Raw genomic sequence first — 25,345 nt, forward strand, 5'->3', positions numbered from 1 at the left:
AAAATAATGGCTATATTTTTACTTTCTGTCCGGGATTAGATGTTTCAGACGTTTCAAGCAGCATAACGGCAGTTCGGTACTCGCTGATGGATAATTCCCCTTTGATGTACATAGTTTTAATAAAATTCAGGAGCTCACTCATGCTTTTTGGTTCAAATTGCTTCGCTTCAAAAAATGATGTTTTTATGCTTTGCAAATTCATCTTTTATCTCCTCCCATTCCCCTTTCTAATATCGTAACATGTCATTTTTTTATCTTAATTTTTTGTAAAATTTAAACTTCCGACAAGAGTTGACATATTTTTTCGTTTTTGAAGGACAAGCACGGACGCTCTTTTTTCTGCATACCTATGAAATAGCCTAATGTATCTGAAAGGGGTATGAATCATGTATTCAGCAGGAGCAAATTCATTTAAAAACCACAGAAGGAAAAAAGAAGAAAGAATTAGCTATTACTATCCATACGAAGGATATCCGCCATTTGAAAACCCAACATATTTACCTCAGGTTCAACATAATTATCAACAAATGCAGCAAAATCCAGGATACTTTCAGCAAGGTCAAATGCCGCCTTATATGAATGGCTATCATGCTCAAGGATTTCCAGCGCAGCAGCCGCAGACTATCCCGCAAGCCATGTATGCCAATCCTTATCCGAAGCCTGTGCCAAATCCTAAAAATCAGGCAGGAGGAATCTCAACTGTTATGTCCCAATTTAAAAAACCGGACGGACAAATGGACTTCAATAAGGTGATGGATACTGCGGGGCAGATGATGGGTGCTGTGAACCAGATGAGTTCCCTCGTAAAAGGTGTTACATCAATGTTTAAGGTATAAAAAGGATTTTATGCATGAAGGAAGAAGTGAAAAGAGGTGTTCAAATTGGTGATAGGCGCACTTTCAAACGTGTTTGATCAAATCAGCGTTCATCCTCAAACTAGTTATTGTTGTACCAGCTTTAATGATTTTAGGATCTGCCTTAAAAAGGACTCCTAATGTTCAAGATTGGATGATTATCTGGATTTTGCTGGGCACGGGCATCATCGCAAGTATTTTTACACTTGGTTTTTCCGTAAGCAGCATTGCAAATGGATTTATTGCGGCAGGTGCAGCAATTACAACTCATCAGGCATATAAACAATCAGTGGTCGAAAGAAATAATGATGAACAAAACAAAAACGCGTGAAAATCAGCACGCGTTTTTGTTTTGTTATGGTTCTTTGTGATCTGATGCATATTTAAGAGCCAGAAGCCGTTTTACATCCTGATAAGACAGGCCTGACTGTGCATTCAGCTGTTTCACTTTTTCAATATCAGTATTGCTGTATTGCTTTGTATTTGAAATTCCAGTCTCATTCATTTTAATCACCTCTACAGCAGTTCTTCATAAACTTCATTGAGCTGATCAACACGCACATAATCCTGTTCACCCATTGCGTGCTTGATTTCATGAGGCAGCATCTTATTTAAAAAAGACTGTTCTTTTTCAGATAATTCACGGGCAAAATGTTTTTCGTCATCATAGACTTGTTGAGTCAGCTTTTGATATAAATGCCTGCTTACTTCATGATCATCCAGATAATTGGACAGTACCTCGCGCAAATAGCTTAATGATTTATCCATCTTCAGCGGTCCTCAAAGTACTTTTTTACTTTTTCCTTATCGCTGCCGGAAAAATAGGGATTCTCTTCAGCAGAGGTTGAAGAGTCCAGATTTGTCTTAATCACAAGCTTTGGGGAATCTGAAGGTTCTGCGCTTATTCTTTTCGTATGTTCATTTTGCATGTATTGCACCTCCTGCCTATAGTTTCTTATAGGTGAGGCATAATTATAGTGTTAATTTTTGGATGGGGGAAAAGATTCTGCAATAGGTATTGAAATCAGCAGACAGCTGTTTTTATAAGTTGTGTATAATTGATTTTTATCCGGGGCAAAAGGCAAGAATACTGTTTTAGAGATGTGCTCGCATGTCTGTGAAACGCTCGAACCTCCTGTGTGATGGATGTTGATTTCTTCCTGATGGGTGATGGTGATGGTTAAATAGCATTCATGCAGTTCAATGCGGATTTGATCCTTTTTTATACCCGGGAGCTCCGCTTTAACAAAATAATGGCCGCTTTCTTCGTACTGAGAAATTTTCAGATAGGATGCGTTCGCCTTTTTCTGAAACATTTTTTCAAATTCAATTAAATGCTGTTCAAAAGAGCTGTCGCCAAAAAAATGTTCTGCGAGCTCATAAAAAGGATTTTGTTTTTTCTTATTCATTTTTATGCTCTCCCCGTTCTTTTAGGCTAAATTATGCAAGAAGTTGTGAATTGGTTGCTTGATTCAAGCTTTTTGTGATTAAATAATGATGATTAAGATGGGGACGGGCTTAGGGAAGCGTTTAAATTCAGGGGTACAGGGTATTTCTAATAATAGAAACGAAAGCAGAAAAGGAGAATGAACATGCTGAAAAAATTATTTGGAAAAAAGACTGAAAAGCAAACAGAAGAAACGGTTTACGCACCTCTAACAGGAAGATTACTTAACCTTGAAGATGTACCGGATCCGGTCTTTTCTCAAAAAATGATGGGCGACGGGATGGCAATTGAACCTTCTGAAGGTATCCTTGTATCTCCGGTTGAAGGAGAAATCATTCAGCTTTTTCACACAAAACATGCGATTGGAATTAAAAGCCTGACTGGCATGGAAATTTTACTTCATATCGGACTTGAAACGGTTGCGATGAACGGGGAAGGCTTTGAAGCTTTTGTGAAAGAGGGCGATAAAGTAAAACCTGGAGATAAATTAATTACGTTTGATCTGAATTTAATTAAAGAAAAAGCAGCGAGCACCATAACACCAATCATCATCACAAACGGAGATATTATAGAAAATGTGCAAAAATCTCCATTAGGCGAGGTTAAAGGCGGCTCTGATAAAGTGTTTGAAATAAAAGTGAAATAACGAAATGGATAAAGCGGGCAGCTGCCTGCTTTTTTTATTGGCAGGTGGCAGGGTAACAGAATGGATTTCATTAGATCCAATTGAACGGAATACATAATAAAAGTCATGGAATTCATTCTTAAATCAGGCAACCGATCTCCAAACCTCAGACCTCATATTTCTCAATAAACCTCACCAAAATTTCCAATAATTAATTATGGGCTGTTCCACTTAAAAACGAACGTTTATTCTGTTAAAATGAATGAAGAGGTGAAGCGAATGAGAAGAAAGCAGTCACTAGCAGAAATCATTGAATTTCTAAAAAAGGATGAGCAGTTTAAGCATCAGGTTGTACATGCTCATTCAATTGAACCAAGAGAAGCAAAAACGGCTGAAATGCCTGCTTCAGTGGACCCGAAATTAAAATCAGCTCTTGCAGCAAGAGGCATACATAATTTATATACTCATCAGGCTACGGCCTATGAGCTTGCACATATGAATAAAAGCTTTGTAGCTGTGACACCGACAGCATCAGGGAAAACACTTTGCTACAACTTGCCGGTGCTGCAGCAAATTCTAAATGATGAATCAAGCAGAGCACTCTATTTGTTTCCGACGAAAGCACTTGCGCAGGATCAGAAAAGTGAATTGAACGAGCTGATCACAGAGCTTGGAGTCAATATTAATTCATATACGTATGACGGTGACACGGCACCAAACATCCGAAATGTCATTCGCAAAGCGGGGCATATCGTCATGACAAATCCGGATATGCTTCACTCTGCGATTTTGCCGCACCATACGAAATGGGTCTCTCTTTTCGAGAACTTAAAATATATCATTATCGATGAGCTCCATATTTACAGGGGGATATTTGGCAGCCACGTTGCTAATGTCATAAGAAGATTGAAGCGTATTTGCCGTTTTTATGGAAGTAATCCGGTGTTTATCTGTACATCTGCAACTATAGCAAATCCGCAGGAACTCGCAGAGAATTTGCTGGAGGAGGAGATGTCTCTTGTTGATGACAACGGTGCACCATCCGGGAGAAAGCATTTTTTATTTTACAATCCTCCAATCGTGAACAAACCGCTGAATATCCGAAAAAGCGCTACGCTTGAGGTAAGAAAAATTGCAAGCGAACTATTAAAAAATAAGATTCAGACGATCGTTTTTGCAAGAAGCAGAGTGCGTGTTGAGATTATCTTAACGTATTTGCAGGAGCTTATTAAAGGGGAACTTGGCAATCAGACGATACGCGGGTATCGCGGAGGATATTTGCCTAAGCAGAGGCGAGAGATTGAAAAAGGGCTTAGAAACGGCGACATTCTTGGAGTTGTCAGTACAAATGCCCTTGAACTTGGAGTAGACATCGGCCAGCTTCAGGTGTGCATAATGACGGGATATCCCGGGACCATTGCAAGTGCGTGGCAGCAGGCTGGAAGAGCTGGAAGAAGAAGCGGAGAGGCGCTTATTGTCATGGTTGCAGGATCGACGCCGATTGACCAGTATATCATTCAGCATCCTGATTACTTTTTTAAGCAAAATCCCGAGACAGCCATAATAAATCCAGATAATCTCATTGTTTTAGTAGACCATGTGAAATGTGCGGCGTTTGAACTGCCCTTCAAAAAAGGGGAAAACTTCGGTAATGCCGAGCTCGAGGATATCCTTGTATTTTTGACGGAAGAAAAGGTGCTTTACTTTAACCGCGAGCGTTATCATTGGATGAACGATTCGTTTCCAGCCCATAACATCAGCCTGAGATCAGCTTCCCAGGAAAACGTCATTATCGTTGATCAGTCAACTATCGCTCACGTTAAAGTTATTGGGGAAATGGACAGATTCAGCACAATGACTCTGCTGCATGATGAAGCCATCTACCTGCATCAGGGGATTCAATATCAGGTTGAGAAGCTTGACTGGGAAGAGAAAAAGGCGTTTGTGAGAGAAGTGGATGTTGATTATTTTACGGACGCAAATCTTGCTGTCCAGCTAAAAGTGCTGGAGGAAGATAAATCAAAAAGGAACGATACGCATCAGCTTGGATTCGGAGATGTAACGGTTCAGGCAATGGCTACGATCTTCAAAAAAATTAAATTCGATACACATGAAAACATCGGTTCGGGACCCATTCATCTGCCGGAAGAAGAGCTGCATACGAATGCTGCCTGGATCAGTTTATCGGAGGAACTGGCAAAATCGCTTAAAAAAGACAGGCTTGAGGAAGCGCTGCTGGGAATTGCACATGCTCTGAAGCATATTGTCCCGTTAAGCGTGATGTGTGATCCATCCGATATTAGTGTTATTCCGCAAATGAAAGCGACTCATAATGACCTGCCGACAGTATTTTTGTATGACCGTTATCCGGGCGGGGTGGGTCTTTCAAATAAGGTGTTTGAAACAATGGAGATCGTCCTGCAGGAAGCGATGGGGATGATTGCAGGCTGTCCATGCGAATCCGGATGCCCATCGTGCACAGGACTTGAAGGGTCTGATCATCAAAAAAACGATACCCTTAAATTATTAGTTCAGTTAAAAGGAGCAGAGAATCCTTGTCATTAAAAGGAAAGTTAAATCGATTAAAAACACATATGTCGCTTGAAGGCAGTTCAGAAACTGTACAAACAGCCCATTCGGAGGAAATTCCCAACCTTGAAAAGTGGAACGCTCTAGATGCCAAGCCCTTTTGGTTTGATGGAGAGTATTGCATGGTCAGGGAACGCACTTATCCGCTGGACTATAAACATGGTCTCTATCAAATGGGTGAATTTCATAGAGCCGTTTCTCTTTGGAATGAAAGAAACAGCCTGCATCCATTATCGTCCAAAGACCATGATTCTTTTGAATTATTTTTCTTTGATACAGAAACGACGGGACTCGGGGGCGGTGCAGGCAATACAATCTTTCTGCTTGGGCATGCACAGGTTTTCAAAGACAAGGTGGTTGTCAAGCAGCATTTTCTCCCTAAACCGGGAAACGAAGTCGCACTTTATCAAAGCTTTTTAAGCCATGTGAATACAAAGACTCTCGTAACCTATAACGGTAAAGCGTTCGATTGGCCTCAGGTGAAAACAAGGCATACTCTAGTACGCGAACAAGTGCCAAAACTTCCTGCTTTCGGCCACTTTGATTTGTTCCATGCCGCGAGAAGGTTATGGAAATCAAGCTTGGAATCAGTAAAACTCAGCATAGTAGAGAAAGAAATACTAGGTATTGAACGTGAGCATGATGTTCCTGGCTATCTTGCTCCTATGCTTTATTTTACCTTTGTTCAGTCTCAGGATCCTGATCATATCGAGGGAGTAATGATTCATAACGAGATTGATATTCTTTCTTTAATTACTTTGTATACACATCTTTCTTACCGAATCTTGTTCCCGGGTGTCGAAGCAACGGATACAGAACAGTATGAAGTGGCAAGATGGCTGCTGTCTGCAGGAGATCAAGAAACAGCGTTCGACACATTCAGATCTGTAGCAGACCGCAGTGAGGCTAAAGAATTCGAGGCGAAATTCGAAATGGCCATGCATTTGAAAAGGAAAAAACAACTGAAGGAAGCCCTGCCATTATTTCATTCTGTTGCTGAGTGCACGAGCTTGAAACAGAAGGCGAAAGCTGCAGTAGAGCTTGCGAAGTATTATGAACACAAAGAAAAGAACTATGAAAAAGCACTGTCATATGCGACATCTGCTTACTTAACGATTAAAGCAAAAGATCAAACACTAAAAACCGATTCTGAAAAAGAAAAGCTTGCACTCTTAAAAAGAATGAAGCGATTAGGAAATAAAAGCCGCTGATTATTCCCCGGGGAAGCGCAAAATCAGCGGTTTTTCGCAGAGGATTTGTCGATATTGTGAAATTTTGAAAAGAATAAAATAGGTAATTGTAGAATGGTGTAGATGTGTGTAAAATTAAGGACTGTAAACACTATCTGCCTGGGGTGATCGGAATATGTACAAAGGGATTTTCTACTTGTTTTTCATCGTTTTATTTGCAACAGTTTTTATCTTTTCAAACTTCAAAGACACATTCTACGCTTTCTTGTAAAAAATAGGTTAATGCATCAGTACATGTACACACTTTTCTTCATAGACTATCACTGTAAGACAGATAAGAAATGAAGGAAAGGAGTCAAAACAAATATGATGCGTAATAATAATATGCCAAATATGGTATCACCAGGTTCAATGGGACCGAATATGCCAAACATGGTGTCACCGATGGGACCGAATATGCCGAATATGGTGTCACCTAGTATGATGGGACCGAATATGCCAGCTCCAAACATGGTGTCACCAAGCATGATGGGACCTATGGGACCTGCTAAAATGTGTCCGCCGATTGTCCATCCTACAAAATGCTGTGTTCAGCACACATTTTCTACAACAGTCGTTCCGCACATTCATCCTGTTCACACTACTGTAGTCAACCATCAGAACTTTCAGCATAAACATTATTTCCCTCAAACACAATCTATGGCAAATAATGCTTCAAATCAACAATTCAACTGCGGCGGCGGTCCAAGACCACCATTTAGTCCTTACGGCCGTTAACCTCGGATAGTAGGAGCTGATGCTAGATATCAGCTCCTATCTTCTTTTTAAGGGAGACGATACATAGATGAAAGTAATAACAGTTTCAGGCTACAAGCCATTTGAGCTGGGCGTTTTTAAAAAAGATGATCCTGCTATTGGGTATATTAAAAAGGCAATAGAAAAATCATTGAGGCCGCTGATTGAAGACGGCTTAGAATGGGTATTGATCAGCGGACAGCTGGGTGTTGAACTATGGGCTGCAGAGGTTGTCTTTGATTTACAGTTAGAGTATGATGAATTAAAGCTGGGTGTGCTAACACCTTTTCTGGATCAGGAAGAGAAGTGGAATGAAGACAATAAAGAGTATTATGAATTCATTCTGTCTCAAGCTGATTTTGTTGATAGTATTACAAAACGAAAATACGAAAATCCAAACCAGTTTCGCTTAAAAAATGAGTTTTTTGTTTCAAAGAGTCAAGGTTTGCTTCTTGTTTATGATGAAGAAAACCAGGGTTCTCCAAAATTTTTGCTTGAGACGGCCAAAAAAAAGTCTGAAGCTAACGAATATTCATTAATGATGATTTCTTTTTCAGATCTGCAAATGATTGTAGAAGAAGAACAGAGTATATCGGATGGATTTTGGTCAAGTTAGCGAAGAGAAATTGACAATTGCAATCAAGATGTGAAAAAATATGTAAAGATGATTTCAGTGTGACGAGGTGAAAGAGATGCTTTCTGATAAAATAAAATTAACGGCTAAAGAAATTTTAGAAAAAGAATTTAAACAGGGTATGCGCGGTTATAAGCAGGAAGACGTTGATAAATTTTTAGACTTAGTGATTAAAGATTATGAAACGTTTCATCAGGAAATTGAGGAGCTGCAGCAGGAAAATCTTCGTTTGACAAAGCAGCTTGAAGATTCTTTTAATCGCAAACAGGCTCAGCCAGTACAAACAAATACGACGAATTTTGATATTCTGAAACGTTTATCTAACTTAGAGAAACACGTTTTCGGCAGTAAGCTTTACGATTGATTGATTCCATTTATTTACACTTGCAATACTCTCTTAAATTATCTATACTAGTATTTGTTCTTAAAAAATAATAACGTTCAGGTAATCGCTGCAGTCTTTAGGGCTGTAGAGGAAAGTCCATGCTCGCACGGTGCTGAGATGCCCGTAGTGTTCGTGCCTAGCGAAGTCATAAGCTAGGGCAGCCAAGATATTGGCTGACGGCAGGGAACAAGCCTAAGTCCCATCCGGGATATGGCTCTAATACCTTGAAAGTGCCACAGTGACGTAGTCTTTCGGGAAACTGAAAGAGTGGAACGCGGTAAACCCCTCGAGCGAGAAACCCAAATATAGGTAGGGGCACCTTCTCTTAGGAATTAAACAAGGAGAAGGCCGGAAGCGACACGCTTCTGTAGATAGATGATTACCACCGGAGTACGAGGCGATACCGGCCGTTTGCAGTACAAAGGGACAAAACATGGCTTACAGAACGTTATTACAGGTTACTATAAATGCGAAACAGGCTCTCTTCACTTAGATGAGAGCTTTTCATTTACATAAAAATTCGGCCTGAACAAGCTAACAGACGTTTGCGATAACTGTCAGATATATTACAGAAAAGAAGGTGATTTTCATGGGAAAAGTCACATTAATTGCTACAGCGGCAATGGGCCTTGAAGCACTTGTTGCAAAGGAAGTGCGTGATCTTGGCTATGAGTGCACAACAGAAAACGGAAAAGTTACATTTCAGGCAGAAGCTAAAGACATACCGCGTGTGAATTTGTGGCTGCGCACAGCAGACCGTGTCAAATTAAAAGTAGGAGAATTCAAAGCCTATTCATTTGACGAGCTTTTTGAAAAAACAAAAGCATTAAACTGGGGAGATATTATTCCTGCGCAGGCTGAATTTCCTGTCACAGGAAAATCAGTGAAATCAAAGCTGTTCAGCGTATCTGATTGCCAAAGGATCGTGAAAAAAGCAATCGTCGAAAAACTCAAAAGCCATCATAATATCGCATCTGATTGGTATGAGGAATCAGGTCCTCTTTATAAAGTGGAGATTGCTCTTTTAAAAGATGTAGCCACACTGACCATTGACACAAGCGGTGCAGGGCTTCATAAAAGAGGCTTCAGGCTTGATCAGGGCGGAGCTCCATTAAAAGAAACATTGGCAGCAGCACTTGTTATGCTGACGAACTGGACACCGGACCGCCCATTTGCAGATCTTTTTTGCGGTTCAGGCACGATTCCTATTGAAGCAGCATTAATTGGACAGAATATTGCTCCAGGTTTTAATCGGGAATTTGTTTCCGAACAATGGAACTGGATTGATAAGCAGCACTGGAACAATGCAAGAATAGAAGCAGAAGACCTGGCCAACTACGATGTTTCTCTTGATATCGCAGGCTACGACATCGATCACCGAATGATCCGGATCGCTGAGGAAAATGCGGATGAAGCTGGTCTTGGCGGCATTATTCAGTTCAAACAAATGCAGGTAAGCGACTTCACGACCAGAAAAGAATACGGCGTCATCGTCGGCAATCCGCCGTATGGCGAACGTCTGGGCGAAAAAGAAGAAGTGGAACAAATGTATAAGGATTTAGGGCGGGCACTGGCTCCTCATGATACATGGTCGATTTATATGCTGACTTCTCATAAAGGATTTGAGCAATATTACGGCAGACAGGCTACAAAAAAACGAAAACTTTTTAACGGATTTATCGAAACAGATTATTATCAATTTTGGGGGAAACGCCCTCCGCGTGATAAGGAACAGGTATAGATTAATCCTCCCTTGAATACAATAGAATCAGTATTGATAAATTTCAAGGGGTGGTCTTTTTGCACGTAAACGAAGACTTTAACTTAATATCGAAGGCATTGTCGTCTTCCTATTTATCGCTCATAGAAAATGGCCAGGACGCAGCAGCCCATGCATCGTTAAATAATGCCCGCGCTGATTTTTTAAAAGCTGTTGCCCACGCCTCTGCTATTGATCAGAAGGTACTGATTGATACACTTTATGACCGTTAAAAGATAGGCTTTCTCATGATGAAAGCCTATCTTTTTTAGTGCGCAAAGGCAGCATGCGCTTAAAAAAAACAAAGTTATACTTGCGTTTATTCCATAGGCATGAAATCTTGACTATGAGTGCGTTAAGTGAAATAATGTCCTTTCGAGTATAAAAGAATGTGGGGGATCTGATACATGCCGACGTCACGTCTGCCTTTTGCCGTATCAAAGAATGAAACCTTCTATGAAGGATTAAATAACTGGATCGGTGATGTTTTTTATGATATTTTGCCTGAAAAAGGCTTTGAACTTAGAGATGAACAAATATTTATGGCGTTTCAGCTTGAACGCGCATTTCGGGAAAAAAACGTCATGTTCGCTGAAGCGGGAGTAGGAACGGGCAAAACCCTTGTTTATTTGCTTTATGCTATAAGCTATGCAAGATACACAGGGAAACCAGCCATCATTGCATGTGCTGATGAAACACTGATCGAACAGCTTGTTAAAAATGAAGGCGATATTGCCAAGCTCCGCAAGCATTTGGACTTGAATATTGATGTGCGTCTTGGGAAATCTCAGGATCAGTATCTATGTTTAAAGAAACTGGATCAAACGATACAGCGCACGGGTGTTGATCTTTATCTGGATTTATTTGAATCATTGCCATCCTTCGTTCATGAAAAAACGGGGATGCAATCATTCAGCCATTATGGCGACCGGAAAGAATACCCTCATCTATCAGATGATGAGTGGAACACAGTAAATTATGATTCGTTTCAGGATTGTTTGTCATGCGATCAAAGACATCGCTGCGGCCTAACTCTTTCACGAGATCATTACAGAAAAGCAGCTGATCTGATTGTCTGCTCTCATGATTTTTACATGGAGCATATTTGGACATTTGATTCCAGAAAACGCGAAGGCCAGCTGCCGCTTCTTCCCGAGCACAGTTCTGTCGTTTTTGATGAAGGCCATCTTTTAGAATATGCGGCGCAAAAAGCCTTAACATACAGAGTGAAAAGCAGCACACTTGCTATTCTGCTGGAAAGACTTCTTCAAAATGATATCCGCGAGGAATTCGCTCACTTAGTAGAAGATACACTTGTAGTTAATGAAGAGTTTTTCGACAGCCTGCTGGATGCATCTGAAGAAGTTCCAGGCTCGCACCGTTCAAAAATTATGATGAATAATACTTTAAAAAAGCAGGGCATTCAGCTGCACCGGCTGCTTGCTGAAATCGGGGAAGCACTCGTATTCGAAAGCGAAATGTATACCATTGATTCCTACGAGCTTAAAATTGTTGAAGAATACTTGGATTCTATGGAATTCTCCATTTCTCTCTTTAATAAGCAGAGTGGAGCCATTCATTGGATTGAAAGCGGAGAGCAGGATTTTTCGCTCATTATTATGCCGCGGACTGTTGAAGAAGTACTAAGAGAAAAAGTATTTTCACAGAAAAAACCATATATCTTCTCCTCTGCCACTTTGTCTAATAATAAGTCTTTTGATTTTATTGCCGGAAGTCTTGGTATTAAAGATTACTTGTCTCTCACGGTGGAGTCGCCATTTGATTATGAAGAAAATATGAAAATAAAACTTCACGATCTATCAGCTTCACAAGAACTTAATAAAATGAAATGTGCAGAGACACTGGAAAAAGTTAAAAAGACCGGCGGCCGTGCACTCATCCTGTTCAGTGCCATGAACGAACTCGAAGTCTTTAAACAATATATAAGTGAACAGAACACTGAATACTCATTCCTTTTTGAAGGAGATCAGGAAATCAGCCAGCTCGTATCTGAGTTCCAAAATGACGAAACGTCTATTTTGTGTGCTGTCCATTTATGGGAAGGACTAGACATTCCAGGTGCATCGCTGTCTAATGTGATCATTTGGTCACTCCCGTTTCCTCCAACTGATCCTGTCTTTGAATCAAAACGGAGCAGCACGGCAAATCCATTTGCTGACGTAGACATGCCATACATGATTCTAAGACTGAAGCAGGGCATCGGACGATTGATCAGAACTAGAACTGATCAGGGGGAAATCTCGATTTACCTTTCTACCGACCGTGATATAAAAGTATTGGATCAGGTTAAAGCAGTATTGCCGGTTGATCCTGAAATCGTTTAAAAGCGAAGGGAATCCTTCGCTTTTTTTTTATGGAATTTTTAATAATGACAGGTTTAAGCCGGTTGCCCATATATGTGTGCGCCTTGTAAATGATGCCCTGAATTTCGGAAGTCATTTTGAAGCGATTGTCCCATTTCTGAATGCCCTTACATTGTGCAACCCGCCTGTTAATAACTAAAACGGAGCTTATTCGCTTTCAGTCGGGTCTGACCAGTCGTTTCCGCTTTTCTTATTGTCCAGCTTCACCTCCTAGCCCCTCGGCCAGAACAAATTCACCCAAAAAGTCAAACCCGGACTTTTCGGGTGAATTCTTATCTGTCTGTCGGGTCTAACCAGTCGTTTCCGCTTTTCTTAAAACAGACTATCCAGTCGATAAAATGATTGACAAAAGCCTTCCCCATCATTTAATCTGGAAATGTTAGAAAATTATTACTATTTATTTACATAAAAAATCAAGGGGTGAGCAGTTTGTCCATTCAATCCGTTGAAAAAGAATTTTTAGAGTACCTTCAAAAAATGAAAAGCTATAATGAAGCAATTTCTCTCATGTTCTGGGATCTTAGAACAGGGGCGCCTAAGAAAGCTGTTGAGCAGCGGTCTCAGGCAATTGGTGTCCTGTCTACAGAAGTTTTTCAAATGGCGACCTCTGATAAGATGAGATCATATATTGATCAAGTTTTACAGGTGAAAGATGAAGTTTCAGAAATTGTGTATAAAGCAGCGCTGGAGTGCGAGAAAGAATACAAGCTGAGTAAAGTGATTCCGCAGGATGAATTTAAGGAATACGTCATTCTTAAATCAAAAGCAGAATCCGTATGGGAGGAAGCAAAAGAAAAATCGGATTTCAGCTTGTTTGCACCATACTTAAAGAAGCTTGTTGAAACAAACAAAAAGTTTCTTGAATACTGGGGTTATAAAGAAAACAAATATGATACTTTCTTAGATCAATATGAGCCTGGTGTAACGGTGGAAGTGCTTGACCGTGTATTTGGAGAGCTCAGAGAACACATTGTTCCGCTCGTAAAGAGTATTACAGAATCTCCCAATCAGCCTGAAACGGTTTTTTTATATGAGCCGATCTCAAAAGAAAAACAGCGTCAAATCTCTGAATTTTTCTTAAAAGAGCTTGGCTATGATTTTGAAGCAGGCCGTTTGGATGAAACGGTGCATCCATTTGCAATCAGCTTAAACCGCGGGGACGTAAGGGTTACAACGAAGTATGCAGAGAAAGATTTTCGCACCGCGTTATTTGGCACCATTCATGAGTGCGGGCATGCCATTTATGAGCAGAATATTTCTGAAAAACTTGAAGGCACGCTGCTGTGTGATGGAACTTCAATGGGAATACATGAATCACAATCTCTCTTCTATGAAAAATTTATCGGGAAAAATCCCGGCTTCTGGAAACGCTACTATGAAACATTAAAACAGCATGCAGCAGGTCAATTTGATGATGTCTCTTTAGATGATTTTTATAGAGGTGTAAACGAATCTAAACCATCACTGATTCGAATTGAAGCAGATGAGCTGACATATCCGCTTCATATCATGATCCGCTATGAAATTGAAAAAGGTCTGTTCAATGATGAAATTGAAGTTGAGGATCTTCCGCGTATATGGAATGAGAAATATGAGGAATACTTAGGGGTAACACCTTCAAATGACGGAGAAGGCGTTCTGCAGGATGTTCACTGGTCTGGCGGCATGTTCGGCTATTTCCCTTCATATGCATTGGGATATATGTATGCAGCCCAGTTTAAGAATGCAATGCTAAAAGACCTCCCGAATTTTGATGAGATTGTTGAAAATGGAGAATTCGGCACGATTAAAAACTGGCTGACTGAAAACATCCATCAATATGGAAAAATGAAACAGCCGCTTGACATCCTTCAGGATGTCACGGGTGAGGGCCTGAATGCCAAATATTTGATTGAGCATCTTGAAACGAAATATGCAAAGCTTTACCAATTAAAGGCCGCAAAATAAATCATTGAGACCGCACATTATTGAGGTGCGGTCTTTCTATTAAAGGAGAGAATTGGATGAATCAACAAAAAGTGATGCCGTTTCTTATGTTTACAGGAAAAGCTGAAGAAGCGATGAATAATTATGTATCTATTTTTGAAGGATCAGAAATTAACAGCATCCATCATCATGAAAACGGATCTGTTCTGCATGCTTTATTCAAATTAAAAGGGCAGGAAATCAGGTGTATCGATAGCATCGTTCAGCATGATTTTTCTTTTACACCGGCAATTTCCTTATTCGTTGTTTGTGACAGTGAAGCTGAAATTGAAGATGCCTTTGAAAAACTATCAAAAGGAGGCAGCGTATTAATGCCGCTTGAAGCCTCTCCAGTCACCGAGAAGTTTGGATGGGTACAAGATCAATATGGTGTTTCCTGGCAGCTGAGTTATAAATAATCATAAATAGATCATAACGCACCAAATTATAGTTTAACTTGTTTGAAAAAACGAATAATTAAAAACTTTTTATGCGCTATTATTCGTTTTTTCTCCGTTAAAGTACTTCACATACTATAAAATCCTTGTTATAATGCAACTAATCAAATAAACGAGCACTCATATAATCGCAGGGATAAGGCCTGCAAGTTTCTACCGGATGACCGTAAATCATCTGACTATGAGTGAGCAGTGTTGTTTCTATTCGAAAAAGTTCCTTATATGAATGGGGAATTTCTTTTCTTTTTTCCGGATATAGCGGCATTGTCTCACTCTATGTGAGGCAATGCCGTTTTTTGTATTAAGGAAAATAAAATTAACGCATTGTTGTCTAGCTCCATTGCCCAACTCGCTCGGCCAGAACAAATCTGTCATGCCTGAGCTAAACGGGCACTTGCGCTTTTCTTATTATTTGGAGGGATTTTAAACATGAAGCTATTGCAGGATAAAATTAATATGGAGGGAAAAGTTCTTTCAAACCAAGTATTGAAAGTGGATTCCTTTTTGAACCATCAGATTGATGCATTCTTGATGAAAGAAGTTGGGAAAGAATTTGCAGATCGATTTAAAAATGATGGTATTACAAAAATCGTGACAATTGAATCTTCAGGAATTGCACCATCTGTTATGGCTGCACTTGAGCTGAACGTTCCTGTTGTGTTTGCCCGTAAAAGAAAGTCACTGACGCTTACAGATCAGCTTTTAACGGCAACTGTTTACTCTTTTACAAAACAAGAGGAAAATACCATTGCTGTATCAGGCGAGCATCTGACTTCCGAAGACCGTGTTTTAGTCATTGATGATTTCCTTGCAAATGGCCAAGCTGCACTTGGTCTTGCAAAAATAGTAGAACAAGCAGGTGCCACGCTTGCAGGAATCGGAATTGTAATTGAGAAATCCTTTCAAGAAGGCGGAAAAATTCTTCGCGAGAAAGGATTCCGCGTCGAATCACTTGCAAGAATAAAATCACTCGAAAATCATGAAGTTCAATTTCTTGAAGAAACGGAGGAGGCAGCGGTATGAATAACGGTACTTTCAAGGTTTTTTCATTAGGGATTCAGCATGTTCTGGCGATGTATGCAGGTGCCATCATCGTGCCGCTTATCGTAGGGGGAGCACTGGGACTTACAGGAGAACAGCTTACCTACCTTGTATCGATTGATATTTTCATGTGCGGACTGGCTACTCTTCTTCAAGTATGGAAGAATAAATTCTTTGGAATTGGTTTGCCGGTCGTACTCGGGTGTACGTTTACAGCTGTGGGACCAATGATTGCGATTGGAACGGAGTACGGCATATCTTCTATCTACGGAGCGATTCTTGCTTCTGGACTTTTTGTCATATTAATTTCAACTGTTTTTGGCAAGCTCGCGAAATTTTTTCCGCCTGTCGTAACAGGATCGGTTGTAACGATTATTGGGATCACTCTTATTCCTGTTGCCATGAACAATATGGCAGGAGGGCAGGGATCGCCTGATTTTGGTTCGATTTCAAATATAGGACTTGCATTTGGTGTATTACTTTTCATCATTCTCCTCTATCGTTTTTTCACAGGATTTATTCGCTCAATTTCCATATTGATCGGCCTTCTTGCGGGAACAGCAGCTGCTGCCTTTATGGGAAAAGTAGATATTCAGCCAGTGTATGAAGCAAGCTGGTTTCAAGTTGGGAAACCGTTTTACTTTGGAACGCCTACGTTTGAAATTGCACCGATATTAACCATGATTTTAGTTGCAATTGTCAGTATGGTTGAATCAACAGGTGTCTATTATGCTTTAGGGGATCTTACAAAACAGAAAATTACAAAAGAGGATCTTGCTAAAGGATATCGCGCAGAGGGTATTGCCTATTTATTAGGGGGCATATTTAACGCCTTTCCATACACAGCCTACTCTCAAAATGTCGGATTAATTTCCCTTTCAGGTGTTAAATCTAAAAATGTCATTTACACAGCAGCTGGTATGTTGATGGTTCTGGGTTTGGTTCCAAAGATTGCGGCATTTACGACAATCATTCCTGAAGCCGTACTTGGAGGTGCAATGGTTGCCATGTTTGGAATGGTCATTGCCTATGGAATCAAGATGCTCAGTCAAGTGGAATTTGCTTCACAGGAAAATCTGCTGATAATTGCCTGCTCCGTTGGAATGGGTCTTGGCGTTACAGCTGTGCCGGATATGTTTGCAAATCTTCCTGAATCCATTAAAATTTTGACGAATAATGGAATTGTAGCTGGAAGTTTAACAGCCATTCTATTAAATATTCTTTTTAATGTCGTGCGAAAAGAAAAGAACAGCGGAATCGTTGCATTAAATGAAAAACATGCTTCCTAATAGTCTGGCCCTCACGATAAAGTGTGAGGGTTTTTTATTTATAAACCGAGCTGTATTCTTGGTATTTTTAACGCAGTCATGTTACCATTCCCCTATCAACTTACGGGAGATGCAGAGGAAATGACTTATTCGGTTTTCTTAAATCAAACTGAGATCAAACCCTATTTTTTAAAAGAAGAGCTTGCCGAAAACGGTGCACAGAGAGTAACAATGGATTTTAAAGTTCACTCTGAAAACTATCATGACATTACGACACTATTATATAATCAGACATTTGATGTGGATATTCCTGATCGAAATCTTTCTTTTAAAGGAACCATCACTAATTACACGGCATCGCTGACAAATTTATATGAAAAAGATGCAACAGGTGACTTTCATCTCGAGCTGCTGGAGATTTCATTAAAAAAGCCCTAAAAATGATTTTTAGGGCTCTCTTATTCTATTAATACATACTAAGTGCTTTTTTAGTCATAGGCCCGACAATTCCATCAACAACAAGCTTTTTGCTCTTTTGGAATGATCTGACCGCTTTATCAGTATTGTTTCCAAAAATTCCATCAATGCCCTTTGTATTAAAGCCCTTTGAAGTCAACAGCTGCTGAAGCTGCTTTACTTCGCTGCCCCGGCTGCCTTTTTTTAGAGTTTGGCCGGAAGATGCAGCAGGTTTAGAGGGGACTGCTTTGCTTCCGCTGACTTTGTAGCCATTTGAAAGCGCAATTGAATCGAATGTTTTGCCTGAAGTGGTAATAATAACAGGTGTGTTCATTTTCACCTGGCTGTAAAGCCATTCAACTTCGTTGTCATACATACGGATGCATCCATCACTGATGTATTGTCCGATTGAACTTGGATTGTTATTGCCGTGAATAGCATAAGTAGTGCCCCAAGTTCCTCTGGCATTGATTCCAAGCCAGCGGTTGCCCAGCGGATTGCGGGGATCGCCTCCTGGAATGCCTTTTTTGTAATAAGGTCTGTTGACAATTTTGCTGACAATTTTAAACTTTCCTTCCGGGGTGTAGGAAGGCTGCCTGCCTGTAGCTACTCTGAATACGCTTTTTAATTTGCTGTTTTGATAGTAGGCAAGCTGATTTTTTGATTTGTTGATGATGATAAAATCATTTCCAGCTGCATAGCTTTTGCTGATTCCCGCGCCAAAAAACATGATCAGCGCCAAGGTGAAAATAACCAGTATTTTTTTCATGTGCATCCCCTTTGATGTAATAGTAAAAAGCAATTACTACATCTTATGAGAATACTCCCAATATATTTCCAAATATTGAAAATTAATCTCGGAGGTCAATTCAATGAAAAAATGGGCTTTTGTATCTGATTTTGACGGAACTATATCCAAAAAAGATTTTTATCATCATGTCATAGAAAATTACTTTCCAGAGGGTGAGGATCTTTATAAAGAATGGAAGGCTGGACAGATGCTTGATATTGATTTTTTAAGCCATGTTTTCACCTCAATCCATGAAGAGGAAGAGCAACTGATAAAATCGATTCTGACAATGCCTATGGATGAGCATATTGGACAATTTATCAAGCTTGTTCAAAAAAACGGGGGAGATTTTTTCATTTTAAGTGCAGGTACAGATTACTACATACGGCATATTCTTGATGATATTGGTGCTCTGGATGTAGAAATTTTTTCGAATGAGGGATATTACCACGGCAGGAATATCCATTTGAAAATTGACAAAGAAGACTGGAAATATTCAGAGCGATACGGTATAGATAAATCGAAAGTGATTATAAAGCTTAAGGAAAAATACGAAACCGTTTATTTCTTTGGAGACAGCGAACCTGACTCTCACCCTGCTGCTTATGCGGATGTAACCTTTGCCAAGGATTCGCTTTGCGGGCTGTTAGAAGAAAAGGGAATTAAATACGTTGGCGTAAACACTTTTAAAGAAGTTGAAGCTTATTTGCGCCAATCTGGCAGACTTATACTTTGAAAAAATGAGAATCAAGCTGTATAATGTGTTACTTCTTAGGTACCTGAGATATACTAAACCGAAGGAGCTGAACATCATGATTACTCAAGAGATAAAAACAGTATTTACAGCAAAGAACGGTGAACAGGTCACTTTGCGTCCGATAAGAGAAGAGGATGCGGAAGATATTATCCAGGCCGTAAAAAGCATTATTGATTCCGGGACGTACATACAAAAAGAACGGCCGAGGACTATTCAGGAAGAAGTGGACTTTATTTCCGAAATGAGAGAAAAAAACAACCTTTACTTAGGTGTGGAACTAAAAGGTAAAATTGTCGGCATTGCCAGAGTCATCCGCGGTGAACTGGAGATGAAAAAGCATACCGGACTTTTCAGGACATGGCTTTCAGATTCTGCTCAAGGACTTGGCATTGGCAAAGAACTGATGAGTGCTGCGCTTGAGTGGTGCAGATCAAATAATCTCCATAAACTTTGCTTAACCGTTTTTGCATCTAATGAGATTGCACTGAAGCTGTATCAAAAATATGGTTTTGTTATTGAAGGAATTCAGCGTGATCAGGTAATTCTAAACGGAAAGTATGATGATGAAGTTCATATGGCCAATTTTTTTTAGGAGAGTATAAAAAAAGTTGCGCATTTATGTGCAGCCCAGCCCCTCGGCCAGAACAAATTCCCTCGGGAAAGTCAAACCCGGACTTTTCGGGTGAATTCTTATCTGTCTGCCCGAGTCTGAGCAGTCGGTTCCGCTTTTCTTGTTAACATACATTAATTCCCAATCAATCTTTTCTTTTCAAACAGGATTTTAAGGTTATAATAAAAGAGCACAACAACAACTCCTTTAAAACGTTGCTTTTCCCATTTATCGGGAAGAGCTTTTTTTTGTTCACCTGAATGGCCTACATAAAATGCATCCTGAATGGAAAAAGTACCCTTATTAGGTGGAAAATGAGGTGTATTTATGGCATATATCTTGTCGGTAGGTAAAAGTATACCGCCGAATCAAATGCCGCAGGATGCGACCGTTGAATTCGCAAAGGAACTATTTGAAGGAACCTTTAAAGACATTAATAGACTGCTGCCTGCTTTTAAAAATGGAGACATTGAAAGCAGACAGTTCGTGAAAAATATGGACTGGTATACTTCTAATCATTCTTTTGAGGATAAAAATAATACGTATATTGAAGCAGCGGTTACACTTGGAACAGAAGCGATAGTCAACTGCTTAACTGCAAAACAATTTTTAAAAAGAGACATTGGCTGCGAAGAAATTGATGCGATATTCTTTATTTCAAGCACAGGCATTTCGACTCCGAGCATTGATGCTAAAATAATGAATCAATTGCCTTTTAAGGATTCAACAAAAAGGGTGCCCATCTGGGGCCTTGGCTGCGCAGGAGGAGCATCAGGTCTGTCCAGAGCTCATGACTACTGCAAAGCCTATCCGTTAGCTAAAGTAATTGTCGTTTGTGTGGAACTATGCAGCCTGACTTTTCAGCATGATGATTTATCGAAAAGCAACTTCATTGGCACATCTTTGTTTGCAGATGGTGTAGCATGTACGCTGCTTGCCGGAGAAGGAATTAAGATAGAAGAGCTCTCTTCGCTTAAATCAATCCCTAAAACACTCTCTACGCGCTCAACCTTTATGAAGGATTCTGAAGACGTCATGGGATGGGATATTAAAAATAATGGATTTTACGTCATTTTCTCCAGGGATATACCGAGCATTATTAAAAACTGGCTAAAACAGACGGTTGAAGAATACCTGCAAGAAGAAAACATTCCGCTTCAGCAAATTAAGCATTTTTTAGCACATCCGGGCGGGAAGAAAGTGCTTCAAGCCTATCAATCAAGCCTTGGATTTGCTGATGAACAGCTCCAGGTCTCCAAAAACGTTCTGAAGAATCATGGAAACATGTCATCTGCTACAGTTATGTACGTACTTGAAGAATACTTAAACAGCCGGATTGCTGCGGAATCGGATTTAGGCATAATCGCAGCCCTCGGGCCAGGATTTTGTTCAGAGCTTTTACTAGTTGAATGGAAGAAAGCTGTATGATTTTTTATCTCTTCCTTATCATTATCATTGTTCAAAGAGTCTCTGAATTATTAATTGCCAGGAGAAATGAAGCACACATGAAAAGCATGGGAGGAGAAGAGCACTGCAGGGATCATTATCCGCTGATTGTAGCCGTTCATCTGCTGTTTCTGCTTTCATTCACTCTAGAAGTAATTGTCTTAAATAAAGAAGTATCACCGCTTTGGATGATAATCCTGCCGATTATTTTAATCACTCAGGTAATCAGGTATTGGGCGGTCTTCAGTTTAGGGACGTTTTGGAATACAAAGATCATTATCGTCCCGGACCTTGAAGTCGTTGCAAAAGGTCCATACAGATTTATGAGGCATCCAAATTATTTAGTAGTGGCTGTTGAAATTCTTTTTCTGCCAATTTTTTTTCAAGCTTACGCTACTGCCATCCTATTCACCGTTCTCAATGCCGCGATTTTGACCATCCGGATTCCAGCAGAAGAAAAAGCACTAATGCAGCATACGGATTATAAGAAGTCGTTTATAAATAAAAAAAGGTTTATTCCTGGTAAAGAGGAGCCATGAAGCACCTTCTTTTGTGATTATTTCGCATATCTTGTGTATCCGTCAGTAAAGGCAAAAAGTGCCTATTGTGACGGATCATTATCTGTTTGTGAATCCTGAGCTGTCGATTCCGCTTTTCTTGTTGAAAATGATTTTCATTCGTGCTACACTGATTTTAAGAATCATTCTCAGCGAAAAGGTTGTGTGTGACAATGACAATGTTATTTTTATTAGGTACCGTCTTAGTCTACAGCGCATTAATTGGTTACATACTTAAAAAGGTAAATACTGCTTCTTAAATATATTCGCTGCCTCTATGGCAGTTTTTTTTGTTGATTTATCACCATACGTTGAACTCCCGCGGTAAGCCAAGATCGAAGTCTTAAGCGAAGAATAGGTCCCAACTATATCTCATTCTTATCTCTCATTTTTATATTGTATTGAACTCTGGATGTTTTCTATGAGAAATAATTTGATGTAAAATCAAAATAAAGGCGAACGCAAGGAGGAAATGAACTTGAATACGATACATATCCTTTATCATCAGCTTATAGAAGCTTGGAATAATCGCAATGCACGTGAAATGGCCGATCTTTTTGCAGAACAAGGAGAAATGATTGGATTTGACGGCAGCCTGGCAAATGGACGCAGCGATATTTACGGGCATCTCAGCCCTATTTTTGAAAGTCATCCAACTGCCCCCTTTATAACAAAAGTGAAAAATGTGCAGCTTCTCAATTCAGAAGCAGCCATTTTGCGCGCTATTGCAGGAATGGTTCCGCCCGGGCAGACAGATCTGAATCCGGATGTTAATACTCACCAGACGCTGGTCGCAGTAAAAAGAGAAGATAAATGGTTCATTCAGCTTTTTCAGAATACACCAGCAAAGTTTCACGGCAGACCAGAGCTGACAGAGCAAATGACAAAAGAGTTAAGTCAATTAATAAAATAATCATATCTGTTTATAACGACTGCCGTCCTGAACGGCAGTCATTTTTTATGGACATGAGTCTATTGTTACGAAAAAGTTCAGATGCCAAAAGGAAAATCCTTTCTTTGTTTATTTGAATTCAAATCAATTGACAAAGAATAAAATATTCGATATCATTATCTCGAATTAAAGATTTTTAATTTAAAGATTCATAATTTATTGTTTTAATCTTTCGATTTAACACAATAATAAAATGTCTCTAATTTTAAACAAGGAAAGGTGAAATGACACAATGGCAAAAGTTTTATACATTACAGCACATCCGCATGACGACACAGCTTCATTTAGTATGGCAGCAGGTAAAGCATTTTTAGATACTTATAAAGAAGTTAATTCAAATGATGAGGTCGTTCATATCGATCTTTATAAAGAGAACATTCCGCATATCGATGCTGATGTATTCAGCGGCTGGGGCAAACTTCAAACCGGTAAAGGCTTTGAGGAGCTTTCTGCAGAAGAAAAAGCAAAAGTAGGACGTCTGTCTGAACTGAGCGAACAATTTGTTTCAGCTGACAAATATGTTTTCGTAACACCGCTTTGGAACTTCTCATTCCCTCCGGTTATGAAAGCATATCTTGACTCAGTAGCTGTAGCAGGCAAAACGTTCAAATACACAGAGCAAGGCCCTGTTGGTTTATTAACAGACAAAAAAGCTCTTCACATCCAGGCTCGCGGCGGTATCTACTCAACTGGACCAGCAGCTGAAATGGAAATGGGACACCGTTACCTTGGAATCATGATGAATTTCTTCGGAGTTCCATCATTTGATGGCTTATTCATTGAAGGTCATGCAGCAATGCCTGATAAAGCACAAGAAATCAAAGAAGATGGTATTGCACGCGCTAAAGACTTGGCTCATACGTTTTAATGGCTAAAGATCTCCTGAGGGGGATCTTTTTTTATTGGATAATGGAATGACCCAACTGGTTCAAGGAAAAAAAGGTTATTTGAAATTGTGCTTCGTGTATTAAAAACTTAACTAGGAATGTCACCTGTATAAGTAGTCCTAATATAAAACAGAAACTTTTTCCATCAAAGTCCTCCCAGAAGGACTTTTTTATATTAGAATAATAGGATTAACAAAAAAGGAGACTGGAAACATCTATGAACGGAACATCACATATGGCTATTGGGGCCGGAACAGGATTTATTATTGCAAGCTCCATGCAGACCGACCTGCAGACAACATTGATCTTATCAGGTCTTGGCGGACTGGCTGCACTTATGCCGGATATCGATATTGACGGAAAACTAAGTAATCGGATCACCTTTTCCCATCAGTTTATTCGCACACTTGCTCAAATTATTGGTTTCTTAATGATTATGTACAGTTTTTTTCAAGGGAAAGGAAATGAAATCTGGATTGGAATGGGTTCAGGCACTGCCATTATCGTTCTTTCTGCTTTTTTTAGGCAAAGACACATGCTGACAATGACAGGCATTGGGGTTCTTGCTGGGGGTCTTTCTTTACAGGAGAGCTGGATCATCATGCTGGGAATATTTATCGTGATTGCTTCCTTTGTGCCCCATAGAAGCTACACGCATTCTCTTGCAGGCCTTGCTTTTTTTGCAGTTATTGCGTTTCAATTTGAGCAGGCAATCGGGGTGGATGCTGCTTTTATTGTCAGCACAGCGGGGTATGCAAGTCATTTGATTGCAGATATGAAAGTTCTGCCATTTAATAGAAGAGGGGTTAAATACTTTTTGCCGTTTTCATCGAAAGAGTTTTAGAACTAATAGAGCGTTTTTTCATATTGCAAAAACAATAAAATGGTATAATTTATGAATATTCATATCAATTAAAGGGGGAAGAAAGATGGATTCAGTCATTGACTATTATACCGGTTTTGCTGAACGAGAATGGACACGGCTAGACCGTGAACCGCAGGTTATTTAATATATAGATGCACATTTAGAAAAGATAAAAAGGTGACATGAGCATAACGTCACCTTTTTTTCGCAGATTAATCCGGCTGAATGATAATTTCATCATGATCCACACTGCTGATGCCGTCTGTAAAAACCAGCCGTGTAATAAATTTATAAGATACACGGTGATCAGATGGCTGAAGGGAAGAGGGAAGTTTAAAAGAGAAGCCCATCACTTTTTTTTCCTGCGCCAAAATCACAGCTGAAGAGAAAATCGTGTTCGTATGAATCACTATTTCGCGGTCATCATCTGAAGTTGCCTGCACAAGATCTGATTCAACTCGTTTTAATCGCTGTTCAACAACACCGCCATTAATAATATATTCGCCTTTGATCATATCGCCAATGCAGTATGTATCACCCTTTAGAACAAGATCAATTTTTGCAGAGCCAACTCCAAATTTACACAATACCTTTCCAAACAACAAGAAAATGCCCACCTTTCAGCTTGTGA

Annotated in this window: 30 protein-coding genes, 1 other RNA gene and 1 riboswitch; of the genes, 24 read left to right on the top strand and 7 right to left on the bottom strand. The window is 39.8% G+C overall.

What is annotated here, in order from left to right:
• Positions 1–10 precede the first annotated feature (10 nt).
• The gene (yppF, locus tag QFZ72_RS11065; protein WP_307433083.1) at positions 11–202 is read right to left on the bottom strand and encodes a YppF family protein; all 192 of its coding nucleotides are present in this window, start codon (positions 200–202) and stop codon (positions 11–13) included.
• Between the two features lie 184 nt (positions 203–386).
• On the opposite strand from yppF, the gene QFZ72_RS11070 reads away from it, so the two are divergent.
• Complete coding sequence (locus QFZ72_RS11070; RefSeq protein ID WP_307433086.1) at positions 387–836, top strand: YppG family protein; 450 nt, start codon at positions 387–389, stop codon at positions 834–836.
• A gap of 73 nt (positions 837–909) precedes the next feature.
• The gene (locus QFZ72_RS11075; protein WP_307433089.1) at positions 910–1,185 is read left to right on the top strand and encodes a phage holin family protein; all 276 of its coding nucleotides are present in this window, start codon (positions 910–912) and stop codon (positions 1,183–1,185) included.
• A 24-nt stretch (positions 1,186–1,209) separates the two neighbouring features.
• On the opposite strand, the gene QFZ72_RS11080 is transcribed toward QFZ72_RS11075, so the two are convergent.
• From QFZ72_RS11080 to QFZ72_RS11095, 4 genes are read right to left on the bottom strand one after another with little or no spacing between them, the layout of a single operon-like run.
• On the bottom strand, positions 1,210–1,359 hold the full coding sequence (locus tag QFZ72_RS11080) for a hypothetical protein (protein ID WP_307433092.1): 150 nt from the start codon (positions 1,357–1,359) through the stop codon (positions 1,210–1,212).
• Between the two features lie 11 nt (positions 1,360–1,370).
• Positions 1,371–1,622 (bottom strand): sporulation protein, encoded by a 252-nt coding sequence (locus QFZ72_RS11085; RefSeq protein WP_307433095.1) that lies wholly within the window; start codon positions 1,620–1,622, stop codon positions 1,371–1,373.
• Between the two features lie 2 nt (positions 1,623–1,624).
• A complete protein-coding gene (locus QFZ72_RS11090; RefSeq protein WP_307433098.1) occupies positions 1,625–1,783 on the bottom strand; it encodes a hypothetical protein in 159 nt (52 codons plus the stop codon).
• Positions 1,784–1,834: 51 nt separating this feature from the next.
• A complete protein-coding gene (locus QFZ72_RS11095) occupies positions 1,835–2,263 on the bottom strand; it encodes an Hsp20/alpha crystallin family protein (protein WP_307433100.1) in 429 nt (142 codons plus the stop codon).
• Positions 2,264–2,446: 183 nt separating this feature from the next.
• Between QFZ72_RS11095 and QFZ72_RS11100 the strand changes: the two genes are divergently transcribed.
• The 15 genes from QFZ72_RS11100 to QFZ72_RS11175 all read left to right on the top strand — a co-directional run bounded on the left by QFZ72_RS11100 (position 2,447) and on the right by QFZ72_RS11175 (position 17,832).
• Positions 2,447–2,947: a PTS sugar transporter subunit IIA gene (locus QFZ72_RS11100; RefSeq protein ID WP_133310396.1), complete on the top strand. Its 501-nt coding sequence runs from the start codon at positions 2,447–2,449 to the stop codon at positions 2,945–2,947.
• Between the two features lie 258 nt (positions 2,948–3,205).
• Positions 3,206–5,491 (top strand): DEAD/DEAH box helicase, encoded by a 2,286-nt coding sequence (locus QFZ72_RS11105; RefSeq protein ID WP_307433104.1) that lies wholly within the window; start codon positions 3,206–3,208, stop codon positions 5,489–5,491.
• A complete protein-coding gene (locus QFZ72_RS11110; RefSeq protein ID WP_307433107.1) occupies positions 5,482–6,726 on the top strand; it encodes a ribonuclease H-like domain-containing protein in 1,245 nt (414 codons plus the stop codon). The genes QFZ72_RS11105 and QFZ72_RS11110 overlap by 10 nt, the downstream gene beginning before the upstream one ends.
• Before the next feature lie 516 nt (positions 6,727–7,242).
• Entirely contained in the window at positions 7,243–7,482 is a 240-nt protein-coding gene (locus QFZ72_RS29445; protein ID WP_373464680.1) for a CotD family spore coat protein, read from the top strand.
• A 67-nt stretch (positions 7,483–7,549) separates the two neighbouring features.
• Positions 7,550–8,116 carry an SLOG family protein gene (locus tag QFZ72_RS11125; protein ID WP_307433114.1) on the top strand — a complete coding sequence of 189 codons (567 nt, stop codon included), beginning with the start codon at positions 7,550–7,552 and terminating at the stop codon, positions 8,114–8,116.
• 76 nt (positions 8,117–8,192) lie between these two features.
• Positions 8,193–8,498 carry a cell division regulator GpsB gene (gpsB, locus tag QFZ72_RS11130; protein ID WP_070876299.1) on the top strand — a complete coding sequence of 102 codons (306 nt, stop codon included), beginning with the start codon at positions 8,193–8,195 and terminating at the stop codon, positions 8,496–8,498.
• A 73-nt stretch (positions 8,499–8,571) separates the two neighbouring features.
• Positions 8,572–8,965, top strand: an RNA gene (gene rnpB, locus QFZ72_RS11135) — RNase P RNA component class B.
• A gap of 143 nt (positions 8,966–9,108) precedes the next feature.
• A complete protein-coding gene (locus QFZ72_RS11140; RefSeq protein ID WP_307433117.1) occupies positions 9,109–10,260 on the top strand; it encodes a THUMP domain-containing class I SAM-dependent RNA methyltransferase in 1,152 nt (383 codons plus the stop codon).
• Between the two features lie 59 nt (positions 10,261–10,319).
• Positions 10,320–10,511 (top strand): hypothetical protein, encoded by a 192-nt coding sequence (locus QFZ72_RS11145; RefSeq protein WP_307433119.1) that lies wholly within the window; start codon positions 10,320–10,322, stop codon positions 10,509–10,511.
• 174 nt (positions 10,512–10,685) lie between these two features.
• Positions 10,686–12,623 (top strand): ATP-dependent DNA helicase, encoded by a 1,938-nt coding sequence (locus QFZ72_RS11150; protein WP_307433122.1) that lies wholly within the window; start codon positions 10,686–10,688, stop codon positions 12,621–12,623.
• Between the two features lie 516 nt (positions 12,624–13,139).
• Positions 13,140–14,609, top strand: coding sequence for a carboxypeptidase M32 (locus QFZ72_RS11155; RefSeq protein ID WP_373464681.1), 1,470 nt, complete (start codon positions 13,140–13,142; stop codon positions 14,607–14,609).
• Between the two features lie 56 nt (positions 14,610–14,665).
• Entirely contained in the window at positions 14,666–15,046 is a 381-nt protein-coding gene (locus QFZ72_RS11160; protein ID WP_307433127.1) for a VOC family protein, read from the top strand.
• 139 nt (positions 15,047–15,185) lie between these two features.
• Positions 15,186–15,287, top strand: a riboswitch (purine riboswitch).
• Between the two features lie 227 nt (positions 15,288–15,514).
• Positions 15,515–16,108: a xanthine phosphoribosyltransferase gene (locus QFZ72_RS11165; protein ID WP_307433130.1), complete on the top strand. Its 594-nt coding sequence runs from the start codon at positions 15,515–15,517 to the stop codon at positions 16,106–16,108.
• Positions 16,105–17,415 (top strand): nucleobase:cation symporter-2 family protein, encoded by a 1,311-nt coding sequence (locus QFZ72_RS11170; RefSeq protein ID WP_307433134.1) that lies wholly within the window; start codon positions 16,105–16,107, stop codon positions 17,413–17,415. Before QFZ72_RS11165 ends, QFZ72_RS11170 begins: the two co-directional genes overlap by 4 nt.
• Before the next feature lie 120 nt (positions 17,416–17,535).
• Positions 17,536–17,832, top strand: coding sequence for a DUF3219 family protein (locus QFZ72_RS11175; RefSeq protein ID WP_307433137.1), 297 nt, complete (start codon positions 17,536–17,538; stop codon positions 17,830–17,832).
• Between the two features lie 28 nt (positions 17,833–17,860).
• Here the strand turns inward: QFZ72_RS11175 and QFZ72_RS11180 are convergent, their stop codons facing one another.
• Positions 17,861–18,619, bottom strand: a complete 759-nt coding sequence (locus tag QFZ72_RS11180) for a L,D-transpeptidase family protein (protein WP_307433139.1) — start codon at positions 18,617–18,619, stop codon at positions 17,861–17,863.
• A 103-nt stretch (positions 18,620–18,722) separates the two neighbouring features.
• Here QFZ72_RS11180 and QFZ72_RS11185 point away from each other — a divergent pair, with 103 nt between their 5' ends.
• The 7 genes from QFZ72_RS11185 to QFZ72_RS11215 all read left to right on the top strand — a co-directional run bounded on the left by QFZ72_RS11185 (position 18,723) and on the right by QFZ72_RS11215 (position 24,693).
• A complete protein-coding gene (locus QFZ72_RS11185) occupies positions 18,723–19,376 on the top strand; it encodes an MtnX-like HAD-IB family phosphatase (protein WP_307433142.1) in 654 nt (217 codons plus the stop codon).
• 76 nt (positions 19,377–19,452) lie between these two features.
• Positions 19,453–19,989 carry a GNAT family N-acetyltransferase gene (locus QFZ72_RS11190; RefSeq protein WP_307433145.1) on the top strand — a complete coding sequence of 179 codons (537 nt, stop codon included), beginning with the start codon at positions 19,453–19,455 and terminating at the stop codon, positions 19,987–19,989.
• Positions 19,990–20,334: 345 nt separating this feature from the next.
• A complete protein-coding gene (locus tag QFZ72_RS11195) occupies positions 20,335–21,435 on the top strand; it encodes a type III polyketide synthase (RefSeq protein WP_307433148.1) in 1,101 nt (366 codons plus the stop codon).
• Positions 21,435–21,992, top strand: a complete 558-nt coding sequence (locus tag QFZ72_RS11200) for an isoprenylcysteine carboxyl methyltransferase family protein (RefSeq protein ID WP_307439712.1) — start codon at positions 21,435–21,437, stop codon at positions 21,990–21,992. Before QFZ72_RS11195 ends, QFZ72_RS11200 begins: the two co-directional genes overlap by 1 nt.
• Positions 21,993–22,482: 490 nt before the next feature.
• The gene (locus QFZ72_RS11205; RefSeq protein WP_373464475.1) at positions 22,483–22,923 is read left to right on the top strand and encodes an SgcJ/EcaC family oxidoreductase; all 441 of its coding nucleotides are present in this window, start codon (positions 22,483–22,485) and stop codon (positions 22,921–22,923) included.
• Positions 22,924–23,194: 271 nt separating this feature from the next.
• The gene (locus QFZ72_RS11210; protein ID WP_307433154.1) at positions 23,195–23,830 is read left to right on the top strand and encodes an FMN-dependent NADH-azoreductase; all 636 of its coding nucleotides are present in this window, start codon (positions 23,195–23,197) and stop codon (positions 23,828–23,830) included.
• Positions 23,831–24,066: 236 nt separating this feature from the next.
• Entirely contained in the window at positions 24,067–24,693 is a 627-nt protein-coding gene (locus QFZ72_RS11215; protein ID WP_307433157.1) for a metal-dependent hydrolase, read from the top strand.
• Between the two features lie 233 nt (positions 24,694–24,926).
• On the opposite strand, the gene QFZ72_RS11220 is transcribed toward QFZ72_RS11215, so the two are convergent.
• Positions 24,927–25,319 carry a sporulation protein gene (locus QFZ72_RS11220; RefSeq protein WP_307433160.1) on the bottom strand — a complete coding sequence of 131 codons (393 nt, stop codon included), beginning with the start codon at positions 25,317–25,319 and terminating at the stop codon, positions 24,927–24,929.
• Positions 25,320–25,345 lie beyond the last annotated feature (26 nt).

Source organism: Bacillus sp. V2I10, assembly GCF_030817055.1.
Taxonomy (GTDB): Bacteria; Bacillota; Bacilli; order Bacillales; family Bacillaceae; genus Bacillus_P.

Coding starts and splice junctions, on each gene's coding strand:
- yppF (WP_307433083.1), bottom strand. CDS start 202: ATGAATTTGCAAAGCATAAAAACATCATTTTTTGAAGCGAAGCAATTT.
- QFZ72_RS11070 (WP_307433086.1), top strand. CDS start 387: ATGTATTCAGCAGGAGCAAATTCATTTAAAAACCACAGAAGGAAAAAA.
- QFZ72_RS11080 (WP_307433092.1), bottom strand. CDS start 1,359: ATGAATGAGACTGGAATTTCAAATACAAAGCAATACAGCAATACTGAT.
- QFZ72_RS11085 (WP_307433095.1), bottom strand. CDS start 1,622: ATGGATAAATCATTAAGCTATTTGCGCGAGGTACTGTCCAATTATCTG.
- QFZ72_RS11090 (WP_307433098.1), bottom strand. CDS start 1,783: ATGCAAAATGAACATACGAAAAGAATAAGCGCAGAACCTTCAGATTCC.
- QFZ72_RS11095 (WP_307433100.1), bottom strand. CDS start 2,263: ATGAATAAGAAAAAACAAAATCCTTTTTATGAGCTCGCAGAACATTTT.
- QFZ72_RS11100 (WP_133310396.1), top strand. CDS start 2,447: ATGCTGAAAAAATTATTTGGAAAAAAGACTGAAAAGCAAACAGAAGAA.
- QFZ72_RS11105 (WP_307433104.1), top strand. CDS start 3,206: ATGAGAAGAAAGCAGTCACTAGCAGAAATCATTGAATTTCTAAAAAAG.
- QFZ72_RS29445 (WP_373464680.1), top strand. CDS start 7,243: ATGGGACCTGCTAAAATGTGTCCGCCGATTGTCCATCCTACAAAATGC.
- QFZ72_RS11125 (WP_307433114.1), top strand. CDS start 7,550: ATGAAAGTAATAACAGTTTCAGGCTACAAGCCATTTGAGCTGGGCGTT.
- gpsB (WP_070876299.1), top strand. CDS start 8,193: ATGCTTTCTGATAAAATAAAATTAACGGCTAAAGAAATTTTAGAAAAA.
- QFZ72_RS11140 (WP_307433117.1), top strand. CDS start 9,109: ATGGGAAAAGTCACATTAATTGCTACAGCGGCAATGGGCCTTGAAGCA.
- QFZ72_RS11150 (WP_307433122.1), top strand. CDS start 10,686: ATGCCGACGTCACGTCTGCCTTTTGCCGTATCAAAGAATGAAACCTTC.
- QFZ72_RS11155 (WP_373464681.1), top strand. CDS start 13,140: ATGAAAAGCTATAATGAAGCAATTTCTCTCATGTTCTGGGATCTTAGA.
- QFZ72_RS11160 (WP_307433127.1), top strand. CDS start 14,666: ATGAATCAACAAAAAGTGATGCCGTTTCTTATGTTTACAGGAAAAGCT.
- QFZ72_RS11165 (WP_307433130.1), top strand. CDS start 15,515: ATGAAGCTATTGCAGGATAAAATTAATATGGAGGGAAAAGTTCTTTCA.
- QFZ72_RS11170 (WP_307433134.1), top strand. CDS start 16,105: ATGAATAACGGTACTTTCAAGGTTTTTTCATTAGGGATTCAGCATGTT.
- QFZ72_RS11175 (WP_307433137.1), top strand. CDS start 17,536: ATGACTTATTCGGTTTTCTTAAATCAAACTGAGATCAAACCCTATTTT.
- QFZ72_RS11180 (WP_307433139.1), bottom strand. CDS start 18,619: ATGAAAAAAATACTGGTTATTTTCACCTTGGCGCTGATCATGTTTTTT.
- QFZ72_RS11185 (WP_307433142.1), top strand. CDS start 18,723: ATGAAAAAATGGGCTTTTGTATCTGATTTTGACGGAACTATATCCAAA.
- QFZ72_RS11190 (WP_307433145.1), top strand. CDS start 19,453: ATGATTACTCAAGAGATAAAAACAGTATTTACAGCAAAGAACGGTGAA.
- QFZ72_RS11195 (WP_307433148.1), top strand. CDS start 20,335: ATGGCATATATCTTGTCGGTAGGTAAAAGTATACCGCCGAATCAAATG.
- QFZ72_RS11205 (WP_373464475.1), top strand. CDS start 22,483: ATGAACTTGAATACGATACATATCCTTTATCATCAGCTTATAGAAGCT.
- QFZ72_RS11210 (WP_307433154.1), top strand. CDS start 23,195: ATGGCAAAAGTTTTATACATTACAGCACATCCGCATGACGACACAGCT.
- QFZ72_RS11215 (WP_307433157.1), top strand. CDS start 24,067: ATGAACGGAACATCACATATGGCTATTGGGGCCGGAACAGGATTTATT.